This window comes from Parendozoicomonas verongulae (assembly GCF_009711465.1).
Classification (GTDB): Bacteria; Pseudomonadota; Gammaproteobacteria; order Pseudomonadales; family Endozoicomonadaceae; genus Sansalvadorimonas; species Sansalvadorimonas verongulae.
This window is the reverse complement of sequence record NZ_SMME01000859.1, coordinates 39,927-60,982: the sequence shown is the minus strand read 5'-3', so window position 1 is coordinate 60,982 and position 21,056 is coordinate 39,927. Positions and strand designations below refer to the sequence as shown.

The following is a 21,056-nucleotide window of genomic DNA, read 5'->3' as shown; positions in this document are numbered from 1 at the left end:
CCATACCCGATAGCGTTTGCCACAGGCTTTTCTGGGGGAGGTGACTTTGTGTCCCCATTGTCCATCGCTGGTGATCAGCACAAGGCCAGTGGTATCGGCATCCAGCCGGCCTGCGATTTGCAGGGTGTCTGCTTTAGGAAGGTCCAGCAAAGTGAGCACCGAGGCGTAGCCCGCTTCTCCCACATTGGAACAGACGGTATCTGCTGGTTTATTGAGCATGATGTAGTGCTCGCCACCGTGAACCAGAGGTTGGCCCAGCAAGCGTACATCGCAGCTGTCGCTGACGTGGTATCCCGAGTTTTTTACCACTTGGCCATTAATGGTGATGTCGCCACGGTGAAGGGCTTTTTTGGCAGTGGAGCGGGTGAGGTCGGTGCACTCACAGATAAAACGATCCAGACGCATAGTCAGGCAGGTCACAAAAGCTGGAAATGGGTGCGCATTATGAGGCCTGGGTATGGGTTTTGCTAATCCCTGGTGTGGCGACGGCGAAATGTTTCTCTGGCATAATGCTTTCTTTTCATATTCACGGGAACTGGAGCGGGAATGTTCAGACCCCTGCCGTTTTTTATTGGCCTGCGATACACGCGGGCTAAACGACGGAATCACTTTATTTCGTTTATTTCTGGGATGTCCATGGCTGGGCTGGTGCTTGGCGTGATGGTGCTGATCGTGGTGCTGTCGGTGATGAACGGCTTCGACCGGGAGCTGCGTCAGCGGATTTTAGGCATGGTTCCCCATGCCACCATTTCTGCCGCCGACGGTGAGCTCACCGACTGGCAGGATGTTAAGAAAACCGTTGAAGCCATTCCCGGTATTGAGGCCTCCGCCCCTTACATTGAAGGGCAGGGCATGCTCACTGCCCGCGGGGAGGTAAAAGGCACCATGCTTTACGGCATCAATCCGAAGCTGGAAGGTACAGTGTCCATTCTTCCTGACCACATGGTGGCAGGCAGCCTTGAGGATTTGCAACAGGGTAAGTTCCGCATTGTGCTGGGTGAGCTGCTTGCCCGTTCTCTTGGTGTCTCCGTAGGGGATATGGTGACTGTTGTGTTGCCGGATGCCTCTGTGAACCCTGCTGGTGTGTTCCCCCGCATGAAACGCTTCCGTGTATCTGGCCTGTTTGCTGTAGGTGCTGATCTGGATGCCTCTCTTGCTTATATCAATATTGATGATGCTGCACGGTTTATGCGTTACCAGAGTGGTGTGGAAGGGCTGCGGTTGAAAATGACCGATCTGTTTCAGGCTCCACGCCTGGCCTGGGATGCAGCCATGCAGTTGCCGGGGCGCTATTACGTGAGTGACTGGACCCGCACCCAGGGACGTCTGTTCCAGGCTATTCAGATGGAAAAGACAATGGTGGGCCTGCTGCTGACCCTGATTATCGCCGTGGCAGCTTTCAATATCGTGGCAACCCTTGTGATGGTGGTGACTGATAAGCAGGCGGATATCGCCATTCTGCGAACCTTTGGTGCCAAGCCAAGAACGATTATGGCGATCTTTATGGTGCAGGGTTCTGTGATTGGTGTGGTGGGCACATTGATGGGGACTGTTCTTGGTGTGATTGCTGCCTTGAATGTGGCGACGGTGGTGGGCTTTATCGAGAAGCTGTTTGGCATTCACTTCCTCAGCGCTGATGTGTATTTCATCAGCTATCTGCCTTCTGAGCTGCTGTGGTCCGATGTGATTACGGTGTGTGTGGCAAGCCTTGGCCTGAGCTTCCTGGCCACTCTTTATCCTTCCTGGCGTGCAGCCAAAACCCAACCGGCTGAGGCGCTGCGTTATGAGTGATGATTTGAATAATGTTGTGCTGGCTTGTGACGAACTGACCAAGGTTTACGACGAAGGCCCGGAAAAGCTGGTTGTCCTGAACGGCATCAATGTCAAAGTGCGCCGTGGTGAGCGGGTGGCTATTGTCGGCAGCTCCGGCTCCGGTAAAACCACTCTGCTGAATATGCTGGCGGGGCTGGATAATGTCTCCTCCGGCAGTGTAGCGATTTCCGGTCAGGATATGGCCTCTATGAGTGATGTGGAGCGGGGGGAGCTGCGTAATCGCCACTTGGGCTTCGTCTATCAGTTTCACCACCTGTTGCCGGAGTTTACCGCCCTGGAGAATACGGCCATGCCATTGATGCTGCGCAAGGGCTGTTCTGTATCCGAAGCACGAAATCGTGCTAAAGAGTTGCTGGAAATAGTGGGCCTTGGAAAGCGTTTGACTCACAAGCCTTCAGAGCTTTCCGGTGGGGAACGTCAGCGTGTGGCCATTGCCCGTGCACTGGTGGCAAAGCCGTCTCTGGTATTAATGGATGAGCCGACCGGTAACCTCGATATTCACACGGCTGAGCGTATTCAAAAGCTGATGCTGGAGCTGGCGGAAAAGGTGGACACGGCGTTTGTGGTGGTGACCCATGATCCGGAGCTGGCCGGTAAGATGGATCGGGTGTTGAAGCTGGTGGATGGGCAGTTGCTGGAAGAGTAAGGCTTCTGTCTCAGAGACAAAAAGGCCGCATTCTTTCGAGAGTGCGGCCTGTTTTGTTATCTGGTTTTAAAGATTCAGGGTTGCCGGATCAATGGCAATGCCCAGAGAGCGTTTGTCGATACGCTTCTCTTTGGTGGTTTCCTGGTAACGGAAGCAGACCAGATCACCCACATTTACATCGAGATTTTTTTCGGCGCTGAGGTACTTGTACTCTTCGCCTTCAACGGTCAGGGTGTGGATGTAGTAATCCGGCATGCCCAGCCAGTCGCTGTGTGGGCCGTCGGAAATCACATTTTCCAGTTTTCCCCGCCCCTGCAGCTTTGGCTTGCGACGGCTAAAGCCGCGGTTGCTTCTGTTCATGATGCGCTCGTTAATAACTTTGTTTCAGATAAAAGTACAGAATGGAGCCTTCTAGACGCTGGCAGAGCGGCTACGTCTTTTTTGCCGCTGCCTCCAGGCTCGGATAATATGCCAGCGCCAGAACAGGCGTATGCCTATGTAGCTGATAATGGCAAAAAACAGTCCTGTAAGGAAGGAGCCCAGATAGAGAGGCATCCAGATTCGGCTGAATTCTGTAGTGAACCACTCCACGCTCACCTCAAAGCCCGTATGGGCTGCGACGGGGGTTTGCAGAATAAAGCAGCCAATTTTATAGGTGCTGTACCACATGATAGGCATGGTCACTGGGTTGGTTATCCACACCAGAGCGACGGATACAGGCAGGTTGCACTGGATAATCAGCGCCAGACAGGCTGATACCACCATTTGAAAGGGTATAGGGATAAAGGCAACCAGAATCCCAACAAAAAACGCCGATGCAACCGACCGGCGATTCATATGCCAGAGATTGGGGTTAAGAATGTGGTCACCCAGAAACCTCAGAGATTTGTTATCCCTGATTTGGGCGGGGTCCGGTAAATACCGTTGAATCAATTTCCTTGCCATGCCGAATAGAGTAGGCCTGTTCCTTGATAATTCACAACGTTGCAGCAGCCTGCTAACTGAGCCTGCCTGAACAACAAAATAGTCTATGATTCAGGCTTTTCAGGCAGCACAGCAGTATGCCCTGAAATCTGTTTATTCTCCATACGTGACAGGTGCTTATGTGGCAGGTACTGGCCGCTTCGGCCGTGGGCATAATGGTTTCTCCCTGCCTGTTTACAGATTTCTCACCTGTCGCGGTGGCTGTGCTGGTGTTTTGCCTGTTGCTTCTGACATTGGTTGCCCGTAAATCGTTCCCTGCAGTGACGTGGATGACCTTGGTTGCACTGATAGTGGGGAGTGTTTATGGAGGCTGGAGCCAGCTGTATCGTTATCAGGGCTGGCTGCCGGAGAGTTGCAGCAATCAGAATGTGCTGATTACGGGTGAAATCGTTAATCTGCCTTCGATCAGGGAGGGGCGTGGGCGCTTTCAGTTTCTGGGAACTTTTAATCAGCACGAATCACATTTTAAAGGGCTGCTTTCCCTGAGTTGGTTTGACGCGCCGGAGTTGAAGCCAGGCCAGCAGTGGCAGCTGTGTGTGCGTTTAAAGCGTCCCCACGGTTTTGCCAGCCCCGGAACCTCTGATTATGAAACAGTTTTACTGCGGCAGGGCATAACGGCAACAGGCTATGTCCGTGATGGAGAGCAGGTGGAGAACCTCTTGCTGTCTGAAGCTCGTGGTGTTTCTGTTCTCGGCCTGCGCAATCGGTTAAGTCTTTGGCTGGCGGAGCACTTGTCTGAAAAAGGCGGTGGCATGGTGCGGGCACTGCTTCTCGGGGATACACGAGGTATGCCGCCCGAAGTTTGGGAATTGTTTCGTAAGACAGGCACCGTGCATCTGCTGGTGATTTCCGGACTGCATATCAGCTTGATTGCCCTGTTTGGCTGGGGTGTGGTGCGGCTTTTGGTGCTGGCTGGAGTGATTCCTGTTTACCGCGTGCCATTGCCGTATTTCTCTATGGCAGCAGGGTTGGGAATGGCTGTTCTCTATGGTTGTCTGGCCGGGTTTGGTCTGCCGGTGCAACGGGCACTGATTATGCTGGCTACCGGAGTGGTTGCCCTGGGTTTTGGTTTTCGTCTTCCCTTACTTACGGTTTATCTTCTTGCCCTGTGGCTGGTGCTTGTTATTGAGCCACTGGCGGTGACGGCTTATGGGTTCTGGCTCTCATTTCTGGCGGTGGCTGCGTTACTGTATGCCTTCAGTTATCGCAAAGGTTCTCTCAGGCTAAGCCGGGTGTTTTCGGCGCAGATTGTTGTGGCGCTTGCGCTGGCACCGGTACTGGCCTGTATGCATCAGCCTGTGAGCTGGCTTTCTCCACTAGTGAACCTTGTATCTATTCCTCTGGTGGGTACGCTGCTTATTCCGCTGATGTTTGTTGGATTAGGGCTTTCGGTGTTCTGGGAACCGGCAGGCATCGAAGTTCTCAAGGCTGTAGCGGTTGCTTTGGAGTGGTGGCAGAGAATGCTGCAGTGGTTTGTTGAGTTTGGCCCTGAGGGATTCAGTGTTCCAGTACCATCCCTATGGCAGTTGGCAATTGTTCTTACCGGTGTTTTACTACTGTTAACCCCACGGGCTTTGGGTTGGCGCTGGCTGGGGCTGGCCTGTTTTCTGCCATGGCTTTTTCCGAATATAAAAAAGCTGAATGAGGGCGAAGCAGACATCACTGTGCTGGATGTGGGGCAGGGGCTGGCGGTGGTAGTTCGTACTCGGGATCATACTTTGGTTTACGATACTGGTGATCGTTTCTCCCCCCACTTTACTGCGGCCGGTGCGGTGATTCTTCCTTATCTGAAGCAGGCTGAAATTATGGCACCTGATAAGGTTTTGGTTTCCCACAGTGACCGCGACCATATCGGCGGTCTTGATGTTCTGAAAGAGTATTTCCCTCATGCTGAGGTCATGGCACCGGACGATCAGGGTTTCGCATACTGTCTGCCTGGCTGGAAATGGCATTGGAATGGTGTGGAGTTTCTCACTCTTGGGGCAGGACAGGAGTTTGAGAGCCTGCCGGTTAATGACCGTTCCTGTGTGTTGAAGGTGTGTACCGGTGAACAGTGTGCACTGCTGGCGGGGGATATTACCCGCCGCCGTGAGAAACTGTTGGTGGAAGAGTATGGCAGTGAGTTAGAAGCCCAGCTTTTGATTGTGCCCCACCACGGCAGTGACACTTCTTCTTCCGATATTTTTCTCGACGTTGTGAAACCGGAGTATGGCGCAGTCTCGGCGGGTTTTTACAATCGTTTTCATCACCCATCAAAACGGGTTGTGGGGCGTTATAGGGAACGGCATGTGAAACTGCTGAATACGGCCGAAACGGGCACACAAACCTACCTGCTGGGGCACGCTGAAAGTATCACAGCGAAATGTTATCGGGGAGAGTCAGGAGGCTGGTGGCGGCGATTGTTGCCTGATGGTCGACAGCTTGAAAACTGTGAGCCTGTTCCGTCCCACGCTGGTAGACTGGCTCGGAGGTTGTGGTAAAGTGAGCGAAATTGCTTTTACAAGCCGATTCCCATCATAACAAGGTGTTACCACAGGTGTTCGAACTGTTTAAAGCTGGTGGCTGGTTGATGCTGCCGATTGTCCTCTGCTCTATGCTGGCTATGGCCATTGTTATCGAACGTTTCTGGGCTCTGCGAAGGGAAAAAGTTGCGCCTAAGAACCTTCTGCCCCAGGTATGGAAGTGGTTTAAGGATGGCGATCTGAATAATGACAAACTGAAAGAGCTGCGTCGGAACTCTCCTCTGGGGGAAATCATGGCTGCCGGACTGGCCAATGCACGCCATGGCCGTGAGATCATGAAAGAGAGTATCGATGAGGCTGCCAGTAAGGTGGTTCACGAGCTGGAGCGCTACCTGAATGCTCTGGGTACAGTAGCAGCTATTGCCCCACTGTTAGGTTTGTTGGGTACGGTGATTGGTATGATCGACGTATTCACCGTGATTATGCTGGAAGGCAGTGGCAATGCTGCGATTCTTGCGGGGGGTATTTCCAAGGCGCTGGTCACCACTGCAGCGGGCTTGAGTGTGGCGATTCCTGCAGTCATCTTCCATCGCTTTCTGGTACGTCGTGTGGACGAGCTGGTTGTTACCCTGGAACAGGATGCAACCCGATTGGTTGAAGTTGTACAGGGTGAGCGTCAGGTTGATTTCAAGGAGATGGGAAACGGTACGACCAAGAGTGCCGGTAAGAACACGTCTAACAAGGGTGTGAAGGCATGAGGTTTCGCCGCCAGCCTGTTCAGGAGGTGAGTGTAAACCTGACACCGCTGATTGACGTTGTCTTTCTGCTGCTGATCTTCTTTATGGTATCCACCACATTTACCAAGGAATCCCGGCTGGAAGTGGATTTGCCGGAAGCTGCGGAGGTGACCACTGCAGTGAAAGAACGGCGGGAAATCAGTATCGAGATCAGTCAGACCGGCGTGTATGCTATCTCTGGTCAGGTTCTGCCAGGTAACAGCCTTGAGGTTGTGAAGGCCGCTCTGGAGCGTGCTGCCAGTGGCGATACTACCCGTCCGGTGGTGTTAACGGCTGATGCCAAAACACCCCATGAGTCTGTGGTTGTCGCCATGGAGGCGGCGGGTGAGCTTGGATTTTCCAAACTCAGTATTGCTACCCAGCAGCCCGTAAAAAACACGCGTTGATTGATATTCGTCGCAACAGGTACTGATTTTTTTGTCCCGCTTTACACACGCACTTTCTGAAAAACTGGTTCAGGCCTGGTACAGACCTGAACTCAGTTTTGCTTTGCTACCTCTCCTTCCTCTGGCAGCCCTTGTTAAGCGTGAAGCCTCCAGGCGCTATCAAAACTTTCGGCAGTTTCCCCCATGGAAACCGCCGGTGCCTGTCATTGTGGTGGGTAATGTAACTGCTGGTGGCACCGGTAAAACGCCTATGGTGGCGGCGCTGGTAAAAAGGCTGGTTGCGGAAGGTTATCGGCCGGGTGTGATCAGCCGGGGTTATGCCTCTAACAAAAGCTCATCCCCTGTGCTGGTTGGCGTGGGAAGTGACCCGGAACAGTGTGGTGATGAACCGGTGATGCTGGCAGAACTGACTGGTGTGCCGGTAGTCGTGGATGCTGATCGCCAGCGGGCGGTGAGGCACCTGTTAGATGTGACGGACTGCAATCTGGTGATCAGTGATGATGGGCTTCAGCACTATCGCCTGCACCGGGATCTGGAGATCGCACTGGTGGATGGCACAAGAGGGCTCGGTAACGGTTACTGTCTGCCCGCAGGGCCGCTGCGGGAGTCCGGTGATCGATTACGGGATGTAGATTTGGTGGTGACCAATGGCCCCTGCCAGAGAGCATTGCCCGTTGACCCTGTTTTAATGACTCTTAAATCGTCACAGGTTCTACCCGTTGATGGTAAATCCCGTGACTTTACGGGTGGCAGTGGTGACGCTGTTCACGCAGTCGCCGGAATTGGTAACCCTCAACGTTTCTTCTCAACCCTGGAAAAGCAGGGCTTTACTGTGCATCCCCATGTTTTTCCCGATCATCACAGCTTTGTCGTTGATGATCTGTCGTCCCTTGGGGACGGAACCGTTATAATGACCGCCAAAGACGCAATCAAGTGTCGGCCCTTTGCCCGGGACAACTGGTGGTATCTCACAGTTGAGGCCCAGCTTCCGGAGTCCTTCTGGACTACAGTACTGGGCCGATTATCTAACCTCTGAATCCGGCTGTAACCGGTGCTTACTAGTGGTGATTTCATGGATAAAAAGCTATTTGAAATCCTGGCCTGCCCCCTGTGCAAAGGGGATTTGAAGCATGAATGCGAGCAGGATGAGTTAATCTGTCGCCCCTGTGGGCTGGCGTTTCCCGTTCAGGATGAGATTCCGGTGATGCTGGAATCTGAAGCGCGCACCCTGACCACCGATGAGCGCCTTTAAGGCCGGAACCCGTCTCTTTTTATGTCCTATACCGTAATTATTCCCGCCCGCTTCGCCTCCACACGCCTGCCAGGCAAACCTCTCGCTGATATTGGAGGCAAGCCCATGATTCAGCATGTGTGGGAACAAGCCTCCCGTAGCAAGGCTTCCCGCATCATTATCGCCACCGACGATAAACAGGTGCAGAGCGCTGCTGTGGGCTTTGGTGCCGAAGTGTGCATGACCCGCGCAGACCATCCCACGGGCACTGACCGCTTGCAGGAAGTGGTGACCCAATACAATTTCGCTGAAGATGACATTGTGGTGAATGTGCAGGGTGATGAGCCTCTGGTTCCTCCAGCGGTGATTGATCAGGTGGCTGAAAACCTGAAAGCTTGTGTGCAGGCATCGGTGGCAACGCTGTCTCACCGTATTACCGAAGCAGAGGAACTGTTTGACCCTAACGCTGTTAAGGTGGTATCCGATCAGACCGGTCTTGCTCTTTATTTCAGCCGTGCGCCCATGCCCTGGGATCGTGATCACTTTTCTGCAACCCGTGAAAGTGTGGGCAACAGTGCTTTGCATCAGCGTCATCTGGGTATTTATGCCTACCGCGTGGGTTTACTGAACCGCTTTGTCACTTGGGGAGAATCCCCTCTTGAAGTCACAGAAAGTCTGGAACAGTTGCGTATTCTTTGGAACGGTGATCGCATTCATGTAGCCGAAGCCTGTGAGATGCCTCCTGCTGGTGTGGATACTCAGGCTGATCTTGAGCGCGTTCGGGTTGTTTATGCATCCCGGCAGTGTGAAGAGGCTGTGGTGTGAAAAACGGCGGCTATCGAAAACGGGTATTGCTGATTTGTCTGGATAATATCTGTCGCTCTCCTCTGGCCCATGGTGTTTTACAGGCTAAGGTGGATCAAGCCGATCTGGTTGAAAAAGCAGCGGACATTTTGGTTGCCCGCCTCAGGGATGATGAATTGTGAATGTTAAAGTGGATCAATATGTTGATCTTAAACCCCATAACACCATGGGGATTTCCTGCTTTGCACGGTATCTGACCCGTGTCACTTCTGAACAACAACTCAGCGAAGTGCTGCTATGGGCGAAGGCTGAAAATCTACCGGTTTGCCCTTTGGGTGAAGGCAGTAATGTGGTGTTCAGTGGCGACTACGAAGGTTTGGTGATTCTTGTCGCCATAACCGGCTGTGAAACTACAGAGAGTAACGGCCGTGTTCTGGTGAAAGCCGGTGCCGGTGAAAACTGGCACGGTTTTGTGCGCTGGGCTCTGGATCAGGGATTGTATGGTATTGAAAATCTTTCCCTGATTCCCGGTTGTGTGGGTGCGGCTCCTATTCAGAATATCGGTGCCTATGGCGTCGAAATCAAAGATGTTTTTCACTCACTGCAAGCTATGGATGTGACCACTGGGGAAGTGATTTCTCTGGATGCTGACGCGTGCCAGTTTGGCTACCGGGATTCGGTGTTCAAGGGTGAATTGCGGGATCGCTACGTGATCACTTCTGTAACCCTTTCTCTGTCAAAAGTCTTTGAATCATGCCTCGGTTACGGCCATCTTCAGAAAGAGGTTTTGCAGGAGGCAGGAGATCAGCCTGTTACCGGGCAGCTGGTGAGTGATGTCATCTGCCGTATTCGTAATGCCAAGCTGCCTTCTCCTGAGCACTTGGGTAATGCGGGTAGCTTCTTCAAAAACCCGGTGATTTGTGATGGTCACTATAAGGAACTGTTAAAAACAGAGCCGGATATCGTACTGTTTCCTGCTGGAAACGGGCGCTGGAAGCTGGCAGCTGGCTGGGTGATTGAGCATTGTGGGTTTAAAGGCGTTGTTCGTGAATCCGGAGCGGGTGTTTATAAGCATCAGGCCCTTGTGCTGGTGAATCATGGTTCAGCTGATGGGCAGGCTATTCTCGCTCTGGCTGAAGAGATTCAACAGGCTGTACGTGAGCGTTTTGGAGTATTGCTTGAGAGGGAACCCCGAGTCTATTAGATTTCTTGCCTATAAAAAAAGCCCCGCCAACGTGAGTTAGCGGGGCTTTTTTGCCTCAGTAGAGATTACTGAGCAGGGTTGAAAGGTTCGTCAGTCGTTTTGGTTGCTGGCTTTTCTTCAGCGGGTGCTGCGGGAGCAGCGTTAGCTTCTGTCTTAGCAGCTTCCTGTTGAACAGGTGCTTCCTTGGTGGGAGCAGGGGCAGGCTCAGGCTTAACTGGCGCGCTCTCAGCTTTTGCAGGTGCCGGAGCCGCTGCAGGTGCAGGCTTCTCTTCTGCAGCCGGTGCTGGAGTGGCAGCAGGCTTGGGCACTTCCACAGGCTTGGCTGCTTCCACTGGCTTAGGTGCTTCCGCAGCAGCCTTGGCCTTTGCTTCTTCTTCCAGACGACGGCGACGAATCTCACGAGGGTCGTTGGCGGCACGGGATGCGCGACGGCGACGGCGTGGAGCTGGCTCAGCCTCGGTTTCTGCTTTTTCAGAAGCAGCCTTTTCAGGAGCTTTCTCTGCAACAGTTTTTTCTACAGCAGGTGCCTTTTTCTCTTCCACTTTTGGTGCAGGAGTTGCGGCCGCAGCAGGCTTCTCTGCCTTAGCTTCAGAGGCTTCTGTCTCAGGCGCTTTTGTGGGAGCGGCTTCTACAGGCCTGGCCTCTTGTACAGCTTCTGGCTTTTCCGCAGGAGCTGGCCTGGTGTCCTGTTGAGGTGCAGCGGTTTTTTCCTGCTTTTCCTGTACGGGAGTCTGTGGCTTGGCAGCCGCGGGTTTTTCAGCTGGGGCAGCTGCAGGAGCGGCTGGCTGAGGCTTACTTTCTGTCTTTTCGACAGGAGCTTCAGTTTTTGCAGGCCTGGTTTCAGCAGGTTTGGCGGCATCAGCCTTGGTTGGAGCTTCTCTCTGTGGCTTCTGCTGTGCAGGTGCTGGCTGCTCGACAGGCTTCTGATGCTGGCTTTCCTGTTGAACAGGTACGGCAGCTTCCTGAGTTTTCTGTGCTTCAACAGGGGCGCGATCCCGCTGGGATGGACGGTTGTTGCGGCGACGGTTCTGTAGGTTGCGTGGGCGACGGCGCCTCTCTTCCTGATCACCGGTGGCAGTGTTTTGCTGCGGACGGTTCATGGATTCAGAGGTACTGGCTTCGTTCTGACGTTCGTCTTGCTGCTGACGGCGGTCATCACGACGACGATCGCGGCGCTCCTGCTGATCGCCACGCTGTTCGTTGCGACGCTGAGGTTGGCGACGGTTCTGACGCTCTTCCTGCTGGCCATCACGTTGTTCGTTGCGTTGCTCGTTACGAGCATTGCGCTGCTCGTTACGGGTGTTGCGATCATCACGACGGCGGTCGTTGCTACGTCCGCGATCATTGCGACGGTTGTCTCGACCTTCACCGCGGCTGTCACGGCCTTCGTTGCGGTTGCTGCCTTGACGACGAGGCTTGTCCTGACGCTGTTGCCTGGCCTTTGGCTCAGGTTTCACTTCCTCTTCAGGAGCTGAGAACAGGTTGCCGAAGGTTTTGGCAATCGCTTTCAGCAGGCCGCCACCAGACTCTTGTGGAGCCGCCTGGGAAGTGGGTTTGCGGGCAGGGGCAGGCTGGTTGGGGGTAATGTTGCTGACAGCGGCCTTGGGAGTCTTCTGAAGTTCCTTGTCCTGCAGGTATTCCTGAGCTTCTGGTTGGATTTCATTACTGATTTCCAGACTGCTGGCAGGGATTTCACCGACATGATCATCACGCAGACGCTGTACTTCGAAGTGTGGTGTTTCCATGTGAGGGTTAGGAATCACCAGTACACGGGTGTTGCTGCGCTTCTCAATGCGGCTGATCATGTCACGCTTTTCATTCAGCATGAATGTGCCGACGGCTACAGGGACTGTGGTGCGGATTTCAGATGTACGCTCTTTGAGTGCTTCCTCTTCAACCAGACGCAGAATCGACAGTGCCAGAGAGTGAATGTCACGGATGGTGCCCTGACCGTTACAGCGTGGGCAAACGATGCCACTGGTTTCACCCAGAGAAGGGCGCAGGCGCTGGCGGGACATTTCCAGCAGGCCGAAACGGGAGATGCGACCCAGCTGAACGCGGGCACGATCCATCTGTAAGGCTTCGCGCATCTTGTTTTCAACGTCGCGCTGGTTCTTGTTGGCGCTCATGTCGATAAAGTCGATCACGATCAGGCCGCCAATATCACGCAGACGCAGCTGGCGGGCGATTTCTTCTGCCGCTTCCAGGTTGGTGTTGCGTGCGGTTTCTTCGATATCACCGCCACGGGTTGCGCGAGCGGAGTTGATGTCGATAGAGACCAGAGCTTCGGTAGGATCGATAACGATGGAACCACCGGAAGGCAGTTTCACTTCGCGTTGAAATGCAGATTCGATCTGGCTTTCAATCTGGAAACGGTTGAACAGAGGTACTTCATCCTGGTAAAGCTTCACACGGTTCTGGTACTGAGGCATGACCTGAGAGATAAACTCCAGAGCTTCTTTATGAACCACTGGGTTGTCCACCAGAACTTCGCCGATGTCCTGACGCAGGTAGTCACGAACTGCGCGGATAGTGACGTTGCTTTCCTGATAAACAAGGAAGGGAGCAGGGCGGTTCTGGGTAGCGTCCTTGATGGAGTTCCACACTTTCAGCAGGTAATTGAGATCCCATTGCAGGTCGGCGGCGTCACGGCCCAGGCCAGCGGTACGCACAATGACACCCATTTCGGATGGGATATCCAGTTGGGCCAGAGCTTCGCGAAGCTGGGTGCGCTCGTCACCTTCAATGCGGCGAGAGATACCACCGGCACGAGGGTTGTTAGGCATCAGCACCAGGTAACGACCAGCCAGACTTATCAGAGTGGTAAGGGCTGCGCCTTTGTTGCCGCGCTCTTCTTTGTCCACCTGAACAATGACTTCCTGGCCTTCCTTAATAACATCACGGATGCTGGGACGGCCGGAACCCGGGTTGCCGGTAAAGTATTCGCGGGAGATTTCCTTGAGAGGGAGGAAGCCATGTCGCTCGGAGCCGAAGTCTACGAAAGCCGCTTCAAGGCTGGGCTCTACGCGGGTAATTTTACCTTTGTAGATGTTGGCTTTCTTCTGTTCTCGTGCTCCAGACTCAATATCGAGATCATAAAGCTTTTGGCCATCGACCAGTGCAACACGCAGCTCTTCCTGCTGAGTTGCATTGATTAGCATTCTTTTCATGCAAATCCGGTTCTATCTGTTAGGCCATCCTCTTCATGCCTGGTGCGTCCTATTATTCATTCTTCTTTTCATCCTGAAGCTGTGGGGTGTGTTCGTTTTACGAACTCCACACAACAGGGAATGCCCTGAGCGCTTTCGGCTCAGGGGCTAATCTCGCCTTGGGCGAACCAGGGTTCAGGTCTTACCTGTTGCCGAGTTTTAAAGCCTTTACATGATCTGGGCGTTTCTCAGCAGGGATCGAGTGCCTGAACCCTTGACTACTTGAATTTGTAATAGGAGCGTCCAGTCAATCTGGATAGCGCTGGTTAACTCGCAGTGCAGAGTCTCTTTCTATCTCTCTGCGCCATTCTGTAAATGTGCCTTAGGGGCATGTCCGACAGAGATAACTGATGGATCATCCGGTCAGGCGCGCCGTACAGGGCACTGGTCTGTTGGACTGCCATAAGGGCAATTTTCTCCATGACCTTAGTGCAAAAATACGGACTTCTTATCACTTTGTTACCTATTTCTGCTGTGATTGCCTGCAGCTTTTATGTAGCGCACGTTCAGCTCACAGCAGTATTGGAAATATATCAGCTATTCCTAAGTGCTTCAAACTGCAGGAAAACTGTTACCATTGGCGGATGAGAAATGAAGTTTTTAAATCCGGCCGTCCGGATGTACGAAAATCCCCTGAGCGCCCTCGCAAAACGTCTGATACAGGTAGCCCGGCTGTTCGCTTTATCGCTGTTGATGAGGATCAGGCAGGTCAGCGCCTCGACAATTTTTTGCGTTACGTTCTGAAGGGCGTCCCCAAAACCCGTATCTACCGTATAATCCGAAAAGGTGAGGTGCGGGTGAACAAGGGCCGTGCCAAGGCGGAAACCAAGCTCCAGAGTGGCGATGTAGTACGTGTACCCCCAGTTCGGGTGTCCGAAGCGAAAATGCCGGTGGCTCCTGGTATGGATGTGGCGAGAAAGCTGGAGGCTGCCATCTTGTTTGAGGATGATTCCCTTCTGGTGCTTAATAAGCCCAGTGGCCTGGCGGTTCATGGCGGTAGCGGTGTCACTCTCGGTGTTATTGAGGCTTTGCGGCAGTTACGCCCGGATTGCCGTTTTCTGGAGCTTGTGCATCGCATTGATCGGGATACCTCCGGCTGTCTTCTGGTTGCCAAGAAAAGAAGCATGCTGCGTCATCTCCATGCCCAGATTCGTGAACATCACATGCTGAAGGTTTATAACGCACTGGTAGATGGTCGCTGGCCAGCCCGCAAGACAGCAGTGTCGGCGCCTTTGCAAAAGAATGTGCTGCAATCCGGTGAGCGGATGGTGAGCGTACATCCTGATGGCAAAGCATCCCGTACCCGTTTTAAGGTGCTGCAGCGCTATGGAGAGTCCACCCTGATTGAGGCAAGCCTTGAGACAGGGCGCACCCACCAGATTCGTGTGCACACTCTTCATGCCGGGCATCCGATTCTGGGTGACTCCAAGTATGGTTATGAGCGCACAGCACAACTTGCAGAGCAGGCAGGGCTGAAACGCCTTTTTCTGCATGCGGCAAAGGTGGGTATTAACCTTCCTGATGGCAGCTATCGAGAATTTGATGCGCCCCTGCCTGATGAGTTGGTGGAGGTGCTCAACGGATTGCCACAGGTCTGATATATTCAGGATTGCACCCGAATAAAAAGCATCGGGAGAATAATAAATGTCCGATAACCAGGATGGTGGAAAATCCATGGCTTCAGAAGATCGTGAGTTAATTGAAAAGCTGCTGTTCAGTGCTGCACAGGAGCAGCGTCGTGCAAGACGCTGGAGTATATTTTTCCGATTTCTGTTCTTTATCTGGCTGTTTGCAGCTATCGCTTCTGTGGCCTTCTCTCTGAAAGGAGGGAAGCCCGCCCCGAGCGAATACGTAGCGCTGATTGATATCTCCGGCCCCATTGCGGCAGGTAAACCTGCCAGTGCGGACACTATCGTGACAGGTCTGCGACGTGCTTTTGAAGATGAAAAGGTTAAAGGTGTCATCCTGCGTATTAACAGCCCTGGGGGCAGTCCGGTGCAGGCCAGTTATGTGTACGATGAAGTCAATCGTCTGAAGGCTACCCGTGACGACCTGAAGGTTTATGGTGTGATTGCAGATGTGGGCGCTTCAGCTGCTTATTATATGGCAGCGGCTACAGATGAGATTTATGCGGATCGTGGTTCGGTTGTTGGCTCTATCGGTGCCTACATGGCTACCTTCGGATTTGAAGGTGTTATGGAAAAGGTGGGGGTGACTCGCCGCTTCTATGCCTCTGGCGAGCATAAGTCTTTGAGTGATCCATTCCAGCCGGAAGATCCTGAAATTGCCCAGCACCTGCGTGGTACGGTGCGCAATATTCATGAGCAGTTTATTGAGAAGGTGAAAGAAGGGCGTGGTGATCGCCTGAAAGATGATCCTGAAATTTTCTCAGGTCTGATCTGGACGGGGCAGCAGGCCCTTGAGCTTGGTTTAGTTGATGGGCTTGGCAGTTCAGGTTATGTGGCCCGCGAGGTGATCGGAGTGGAAGAGATTGTTGATTTCACTTCCAAGCCAAGTGTCGTTGAACGTTTTGCCCGCCAGATAGGGGCGAGTGCTGCCGAGACTCTTGGCGTTCAGCTGGGTCTTGAGGGGCCGGTTGTTCGCTGATTGTTTGTTGGATAACACGGCTGTGGCTTTTGGGTCGCAGCCCTGTTTTGCCTACGGTCAGTGAGTTGTCAGGGCAGGTTGATACCTCGCTGCCGCAAAAGCTTACACAACGTAATCAGCGGTAACCCTTCCAGTGCTGTTGGGTCACTTCCTTCCATCTCTTCAAACAGACTTATACCCAGCTGCTCCCACTTAAAACTTCCGGCACAATCCAGAGGATTATCTGCCTGAATGTACCGTGTGATTTCACTATCGCTTAACGAACGGAATTTGACCTTGTAAGGAACGACACAGGTTTTAGGTTTGTTCTGGCTGGGAATGATAATCGTGATGCTGGTCAGAAACTCAACCGTTCGTTCACTGGATTCCTTGAGCTGTCTAAAGGCACTTTCTTCTGTTCCCGGTTTGCCCAGAATGGTTTGGCCTAGCACGGCAACCTGATCAGAAGCGATAATCAGGCTGTCAGGGTTGTCCCTGGCAACAGCCTGTGCCTTTTCTTCACTAAGCCTGCCTGCAAGTTGACTGGGTGTTTCTCCGGGGCGTGGAGTTTCATCAATGTCCGGGCTGATGCAGGCAAATGTGAGATTGAGGCGCTTAAGCAGTCGTTTGCGATAAGGAGAGCCGGACGCCAGAATGATCTTCATGGTGATTTTTTGAAGCTTTGTCTGGTATGTTAGGAAAGTTTCGCCATAGAGTGGCATATAAAATAGCGATTGTGCACTAGTCTATAGGGTCAATCCGGTGCGTGGAAATCATGTATTGCATCTTTACACCGAGTTTTGATGTCCCTATTATTGCGCGCTTATGTTTAACGGACAGTTACCCAAGCATATTTCACCCCGCAAGCTGGCTTATCAAAGTGCCGAGCTGCAGGGTGTTTTGCCTGTAGCCTCATGCCCCAGGCTCAAAGACATGCTTGCTGATGATCGGGCTGAAATCAGTGTTAACCTGCGCTTTGAGGTGGACGAACAGCGTCGGCCTCTGGTAACAGGTGAACTGGAAGCAACCCTCTCCATGGTTTGTCAGCGTTGTCTTGATGTGGCTGAGATTCAGTTTGTTGCCTGTGTCAACATGGCAGTCGTACGGAACGATGAGCAGGCCCGGAATTTACCGGCCAATCTCGATCCGCTGTTTGTGGAAGACGAAGCTGTTGAGTTGTTGCCCCTTCTTGAGGAAGAGGTGATTCTTAATATGCCAGCGTTCGCTTACCACGAGAACGATACCTGCCATAGCAACCAGGAAACATACAGCACTCTGCCGGAAGGCGGTGCTGATGAGTTGGATGTCGAAGACGTCCAGCGCCCCAACCCGTTCAGTGTGCTGGCCGGCTTGAAAACCGGCAAGTGATTTTTAGGAGATTATTCCAATGGCAGTTCAAAAAAATCGTAAGACTCGCTCCAAGCGTGACATGCGTCGTTCCCACGACGCTCTGACCGCTCCTTCTCTGTCTGTAGATGCGGCTTCCGGTGAAACTCACCGCCGTCATCACGTGACTGCAGACGGCTTCTACCGTGGTCAGAAAGTTATCGCTGACAAAGGCGAGTAATTCACGCTTTGGGTCCTGTGAAGACCATTGCGCTGGATATGATGAGTGGGGACTGCGGTCCCCATTCTCGTATTCAGGCTGCGCAGGAAGCGCTTGTCAGGCATCCGGATTTACATCTGGTGCTTGTCGGGGATGCCTCTTTCATTCGTGTAAGCCTGAAAGAGAATAATTTCCCCTCCGATAACGATGGCAGAGTCACCGTCGTGCATGCGGGTCAGACCGTGACTATGGAGGATCGCCCCTCTCTGGCTCTGCGCCGTAAACAGGACTCCTCCATGTGGCTTGCCCTTGAGCAGGTTGCTATGGGTATGTCTCAGGCCTGTGTCAGTGCCGGCAATACCGGAGCGCTAATGGCTATGGGGCGCCATCTCCTGAAAACCCTTCCCGGAATTGATCGCCCCGCACTGGTTGGGCAGGTGCCGTCTGCATCTGGCCAGACCCTGTTGCTTGATCTGGGGGCGAATGTCGACAGTTCTTCTGACCAGCTTCTCCAGTTTGCCGTGCTTGGCTCGTTAATGATGAGTGAGGTGCATGGTATTGCCCAGCCTCGTGTGGGGCTGTTGAATGTGGGTGAAGAGGATATAAAAGGCTGTGAGCGGGTGCGCCTTGCGGGGCAGCTGCTGGAATCTCATGAAAGCCTGAACTATTTCGGCTATGTGGAGGGGACTGATCTGTTCTCTGGCCGTGTGGATGTGGTTGTGTGTGATGGCTATCCGGGGAATGTGGCCTTGAAAGCCAGTGAAGGGGCCGTCCGTCTGGTTGTATCCAGGCTGCTTCAGGGAGAAGGTTTGTCCTGGAGGGGCAGGCTGCTGCTAAAGCTTGTGCGTCCGTTTGTTAAAGGGTTGTCCTCTGCAATAGATCCATCCCAGTTTAATGGCGCCACTCTGCTGGGTTTGCAGGGTGTGGTCGTTAAGAGCCATGGCGCTTCAGATAAGCGACAGTTTGGGTATGCAATAGATCAGGCTGTGAAGGCTGTGGAGCAATCCGCTGTGCTGCATATAAACGAGCGGTTAGAGTTGATGCTCTAGCTATCGGCACAGGAATGTCACCTTTCTGTTACCTTGCAGCAATGTCTGTGCAACATATTTTTACCGACTGTCGACTTCGATTTCCCTATAATGAGTACCCGATCATGTAGACGCCGATGTCTTCATATTTGATGCTCAACCTTTTCAGTAACAGGATTTTCAGAACCAATGAGTTCCAGTACTGCTTTTATCTTCCCAGGGCAGGGTTCCCAAAAGGTGGGTATGCTGGCCGAAATTGCGGCTCAGGAAGCCATTGTCAACGACACGCTGGTGGAAGCCAGCGATATTTTAGGTTTCGATCTGCGAGGGATGATTCTCGAAGGCCCCGCAGACGCATTGAACTCTACAGAAAACACCCAGCCAGCGTTGCTGACGTCCAGTGTTGCCCTGTGGCGCCTGTGGCAGGCCCGTGGTGGTGCACAGCCGGAGTTTGTGGCAGGCCATAGCCTGGGTGAATACTCTGCGCTGGTTGCGGGGGGAGTGTTGAGCTTTGCTGATGCTGTACATCTGGTGCGTAACCGGGGTATCTATATGCAGGAAGCTGTTCCTCCGGGTGAGGGTGCCATGGCTGCAGTGCTGGGGCTGGACGATGAAAAGGTTATCGAACTGTGCCAGGACACTGCACAAGACGGTGAGGTTCTCTCGGCCGTTAACTTTAATGCTCCCGGTCAGGTGGTCATCGCAGGCTCTGCAGTTGCGGTTGAGCGTGCGGCTACCGTATTTGCTGAGGCTGGTGCCCGTAAGGTGATGCCCCTGCCTGTCAGTGTGCCTTCCCACTGTGCCCTGATGAAGCCCGCGGCCGAACGTCTGGCAAAAGATCTTGACTCTATTATGCTGTCTGCGCCATCTATATCGGTTGTGCAGAATGTGACGGCAAGCGTAGCGAATGATGTCAATGTGATCCGTACGAATCTGGTGAGTCAGCTGAGTCAGCCTGTACGTTGGGTGGAATCTGTGCGCTATATGGTTTCGAATGGTGTAGCGGGGTTTAACGAATGTGGCCCTGGCAAAGTGCTGGCAGGGCTTGGGAAGCGAATTGAGCGTTCTGTGCCGGTTGTCGGGATGGAAAATCTTTCAGCCTTACCTGACGCATAACATGTGCAGAAAAGCTGATCTGAGTTAATGGGAGGATTCATAGGCATGCAGCAGGATAATGCTGGTCTGTCTGGAAAGGTGGCTTTGGTCACAGGTGCCAGCCGGGGGATTGGTCGTGCTATTGCGCTGCGGCTGGGGGCTGCAGGCGCAACGGTCATTGGTACTGCAACCAGTGAGTCTGGTGCGGCTGCGATAGCTGAAGTTTTATCTCACAATGGTGTGGCGGGCACAGGTATGTGTTTGGATGTTTCCAGCCCGGAATCCATCATTGCCGTTGTAAAAGAGATTGCTGAAAAATTTGGCGCCCCGACAATTCTGGTGAATAATGCAGGGATTACCCGGGATAATATCCTGATGCGCATGAAGGATGATGAATGGGACAGTGTGATCAACACGAATCTCAGTTCCATCTATCGCATGAGTAAGGCGTGTGTTCGTGGCATGACGAAGGCACGCTGGGGTCGGATTATTAACATCAGCTCCGTTGTTGGTTCCATGGGGAATGCCGGCCAGTCCAACTACGCTGCCGCGAAGGCAGGCCTTGAGGGTTACACTCGCTCTCTGGCCCGTGAACTGGGTAGCCGTCAGATTACCGTAAATGCGGTTGCCCCAGGATTTATCGATACAGATATGACCCGGGGTTTACCAGAAGAACATCGTTTGAATCTGCTGGCTCAAGTTCCTCTTGGGCGTCTGGGTGATCCGAAGGAAATTGCTGGTGTCGTGGCGTTTTTGGCGGGCGACGAAGGTGCTTACGTAACGGGTGAGACCTTGCACGTAAATGGCGGAATGTATATGGGGTGATACTTGGCGTATGCATAGGTGCATAACTAAGGTATCACGCTATAGACTCGCATTGATAAGTTTGATTGAATTAGCCGCTTGAAATTCATTCAAGCGTTTATATACACTACTCTTTCGCAGTTCAGTCTGCATGGAATAGATAGGAGCGAAGCAAGGCATGAGTACTATTGAAGAACGCGTCAAGAAGATTGTTTGCGAGCAACTTGGCGTTAAGGAAGAGGAAGTAAGCAATGAGTCTTCCTTTGTTGAAGATCTCGGCGCCGACTCCCTTGACACGGTAGAACTCGTGATGGCTCTGGAAGAAGAGTTCGAAACCGAGATTCCCGATGAGGAAGCTGAAAAGATTACTACTGTGCAGGAAGCTATCGATTACGTAGTTGCTCACCAGTAATCATTTTCACGTCATCCTTTGACGAGAAT

At 52.9% G+C, this 21,056-nt stretch carries 23 protein-coding genes; 18 read left to right on the top strand and 5 right to left on the bottom strand.

The features are described 5' to 3' along the window. Positions 1–420: pseudouridine synthase (locus E1189_RS17115; RefSeq protein WP_329602096.1), on the bottom strand; the 420-nt coding region annotated here is incomplete at its 3' end. A 126-nt stretch (positions 421–546) separates the two neighbouring features. Here E1189_RS17115 and E1189_RS17110 point away from each other — a divergent pair. Then, positions 547–1,791 carry a lipoprotein-releasing ABC transporter permease subunit gene (locus E1189_RS17110; RefSeq protein ID WP_155161835.1) on the top strand — a complete coding sequence of 415 codons (1,245 nt, stop codon included), beginning with the start codon at positions 547–549 and terminating at the stop codon, positions 1,789–1,791. Next, positions 1,784–2,479: a lipoprotein-releasing ABC transporter ATP-binding protein LolD gene (lolD, locus tag E1189_RS17105; RefSeq protein ID WP_155161834.1), complete on the top strand. Its 696-nt coding sequence runs from the start codon at positions 1,784–1,786 to the stop codon at positions 2,477–2,479. The genes E1189_RS17110 and lolD overlap by 8 nt, the downstream gene beginning before the upstream one ends. Before the next feature lie 66 nt (positions 2,480–2,545). Here the strand turns inward: lolD and E1189_RS17100 are convergent, their stop codons facing one another. Both E1189_RS17100 and E1189_RS17095 read right to left on the bottom strand, forming a co-directional pair. Next, the gene (locus tag E1189_RS17100) at positions 2,546–2,839 is read right to left on the bottom strand and encodes a hypothetical protein (RefSeq protein ID WP_155161833.1); all 294 of its coding nucleotides are present in this window, start codon (positions 2,837–2,839) and stop codon (positions 2,546–2,548) included. Between the two features lie 51 nt (positions 2,840–2,890). Beyond that, complete coding sequence (locus tag E1189_RS17095; RefSeq protein WP_155161831.1) at positions 2,891–3,424, bottom strand: DUF2062 domain-containing protein; 534 nt, start codon at positions 3,422–3,424, stop codon at positions 2,891–2,893. A gap of 158 nt (positions 3,425–3,582) precedes the next feature. On the opposite strand from E1189_RS17095, the gene E1189_RS17090 reads away from it, so the two are divergent. From E1189_RS17090 to murB, 8 genes are read left to right on the top strand one after another with little or no spacing between them, the layout of a single operon-like run. Continuing rightward, positions 3,583–5,943, top strand: coding sequence for a DNA internalization-related competence protein ComEC/Rec2 (locus E1189_RS17090; RefSeq protein WP_155161829.1), 2,361 nt, complete (start codon positions 3,583–3,585; stop codon positions 5,941–5,943). 56 nt (positions 5,944–5,999) lie between these two features. Further along, positions 6,000–6,683: a MotA/TolQ/ExbB proton channel family protein gene (locus tag E1189_RS17085; RefSeq protein ID WP_329602099.1), complete on the top strand. Its 684-nt coding sequence runs from the start codon at positions 6,000–6,002 to the stop codon at positions 6,681–6,683. Continuing rightward, complete coding sequence (locus E1189_RS17080; RefSeq protein WP_155161826.1) at positions 6,680–7,108, top strand: ExbD/TolR family protein; 429 nt, start codon at positions 6,680–6,682, stop codon at positions 7,106–7,108. Before E1189_RS17085 ends, E1189_RS17080 begins: the two co-directional genes overlap by 4 nt. Before the next feature lie 31 nt (positions 7,109–7,139). Beyond that, positions 7,140–8,144, top strand: coding sequence for a tetraacyldisaccharide 4'-kinase (lpxK, locus tag E1189_RS17075; protein WP_155161824.1), 1,005 nt, complete (start codon positions 7,140–7,142; stop codon positions 8,142–8,144). Positions 8,145–8,180: 36 nt separating this feature from the next. Then, entirely contained in the window at positions 8,181–8,360 is a 180-nt protein-coding gene (locus E1189_RS17070; protein WP_155161822.1) for a Trm112 family protein, read from the top strand. A 21-nt stretch (positions 8,361–8,381) separates the two neighbouring features. Beyond that, positions 8,382–9,164: a 3-deoxy-manno-octulosonate cytidylyltransferase gene (gene kdsB / locus E1189_RS17065; protein WP_155161820.1), complete on the top strand. Its 783-nt coding sequence runs from the start codon at positions 8,382–8,384 to the stop codon at positions 9,162–9,164. Then, positions 9,161–9,325: an arsenate reductase/protein-tyrosine-phosphatase family protein gene (locus E1189_RS17060; RefSeq protein ID WP_155161817.1), complete on the top strand. Its 165-nt coding sequence runs from the start codon at positions 9,161–9,163 to the stop codon at positions 9,323–9,325. Before kdsB ends, E1189_RS17060 begins: the two co-directional genes overlap by 4 nt. Further along, the gene (murB, locus tag E1189_RS17055) at positions 9,322–10,347 is read left to right on the top strand and encodes a UDP-N-acetylmuramate dehydrogenase (protein ID WP_329602095.1); all 1,026 of its coding nucleotides are present in this window, start codon (positions 9,322–9,324) and stop codon (positions 10,345–10,347) included. The genes E1189_RS17060 and murB overlap by 4 nt, the downstream gene beginning before the upstream one ends. A gap of 65 nt (positions 10,348–10,412) precedes the next feature. On the opposite strand, the gene rne is transcribed toward murB, so the two are convergent. Continuing rightward, positions 10,413–13,517, bottom strand: coding sequence for a ribonuclease E (gene rne, locus E1189_RS17050; protein ID WP_230460482.1), 3,105 nt, complete (start codon positions 13,515–13,517; stop codon positions 10,413–10,415). Positions 13,518–14,140: 623 nt separating this feature from the next. Between rne and rluC the strand changes: the two genes are divergently transcribed. Both rluC and E1189_RS17040 read left to right on the top strand, forming a co-directional pair. Beyond that, entirely contained in the window at positions 14,141–15,154 is a 1,014-nt protein-coding gene (gene rluC / locus E1189_RS17045) for a 23S rRNA pseudouridine(955/2504/2580) synthase RluC (protein ID WP_155161815.1), read from the top strand. A gap of 46 nt (positions 15,155–15,200) precedes the next feature. Beyond that, positions 15,201–16,163, top strand: a complete 963-nt coding sequence (locus E1189_RS17040) for a S49 family peptidase (RefSeq protein WP_155161813.1) — start codon at positions 15,201–15,203, stop codon at positions 16,161–16,163. Between the two features lie 68 nt (positions 16,164–16,231). Here the strand turns inward: E1189_RS17040 and E1189_RS17035 are convergent, their stop codons facing one another. Continuing rightward, positions 16,232–16,807, bottom strand: coding sequence for a Maf family protein (locus tag E1189_RS17035; protein WP_155161811.1), 576 nt, complete (start codon positions 16,805–16,807; stop codon positions 16,232–16,234). A 160-nt stretch (positions 16,808–16,967) separates the two neighbouring features. On the opposite strand from E1189_RS17035, the gene E1189_RS17030 reads away from it, so the two are divergent. The 6 genes from E1189_RS17030 to acpP all read left to right on the top strand — a co-directional run bounded on the left by E1189_RS17030 (position 16,968) and on the right by acpP (position 21,027). Next, a complete protein-coding gene (locus tag E1189_RS17030; RefSeq protein ID WP_155161808.1) occupies positions 16,968–17,510 on the top strand; it encodes a YceD family protein in 543 nt (180 codons plus the stop codon). Positions 17,511–17,529: 19 nt separating this feature from the next. Further along, complete coding sequence (gene rpmF, locus E1189_RS17025; RefSeq protein WP_155161806.1) at positions 17,530–17,709, top strand: 50S ribosomal protein L32; 180 nt, start codon at positions 17,530–17,532, stop codon at positions 17,707–17,709. A 17-nt stretch (positions 17,710–17,726) separates the two neighbouring features. Further along, positions 17,727–18,737 carry a phosphate acyltransferase PlsX gene (plsX, locus tag E1189_RS17020; RefSeq protein WP_329602094.1) on the top strand — a complete coding sequence of 337 codons (1,011 nt, stop codon included), beginning with the start codon at positions 17,727–17,729 and terminating at the stop codon, positions 18,735–18,737. Between the two features lie 168 nt (positions 18,738–18,905). After that, complete coding sequence (fabD, locus tag E1189_RS17015; RefSeq protein WP_155161803.1) at positions 18,906–19,832, top strand: ACP S-malonyltransferase; 927 nt, start codon at positions 18,906–18,908, stop codon at positions 19,830–19,832. Positions 19,833–19,877: 45 nt separating this feature from the next. Beyond that, positions 19,878–20,636 carry a 3-oxoacyl-ACP reductase FabG gene (gene fabG / locus E1189_RS17010; protein WP_155161801.1) on the top strand — a complete coding sequence of 253 codons (759 nt, stop codon included), beginning with the start codon at positions 19,878–19,880 and terminating at the stop codon, positions 20,634–20,636. 157 nt (positions 20,637–20,793) lie between these two features. Beyond that, positions 20,794–21,027 carry an acyl carrier protein gene (gene acpP, locus E1189_RS17005; protein ID WP_087111464.1) on the top strand — a complete coding sequence of 78 codons (234 nt, stop codon included), beginning with the start codon at positions 20,794–20,796 and terminating at the stop codon, positions 21,025–21,027. Positions 21,028–21,056 lie beyond the last annotated feature (29 nt).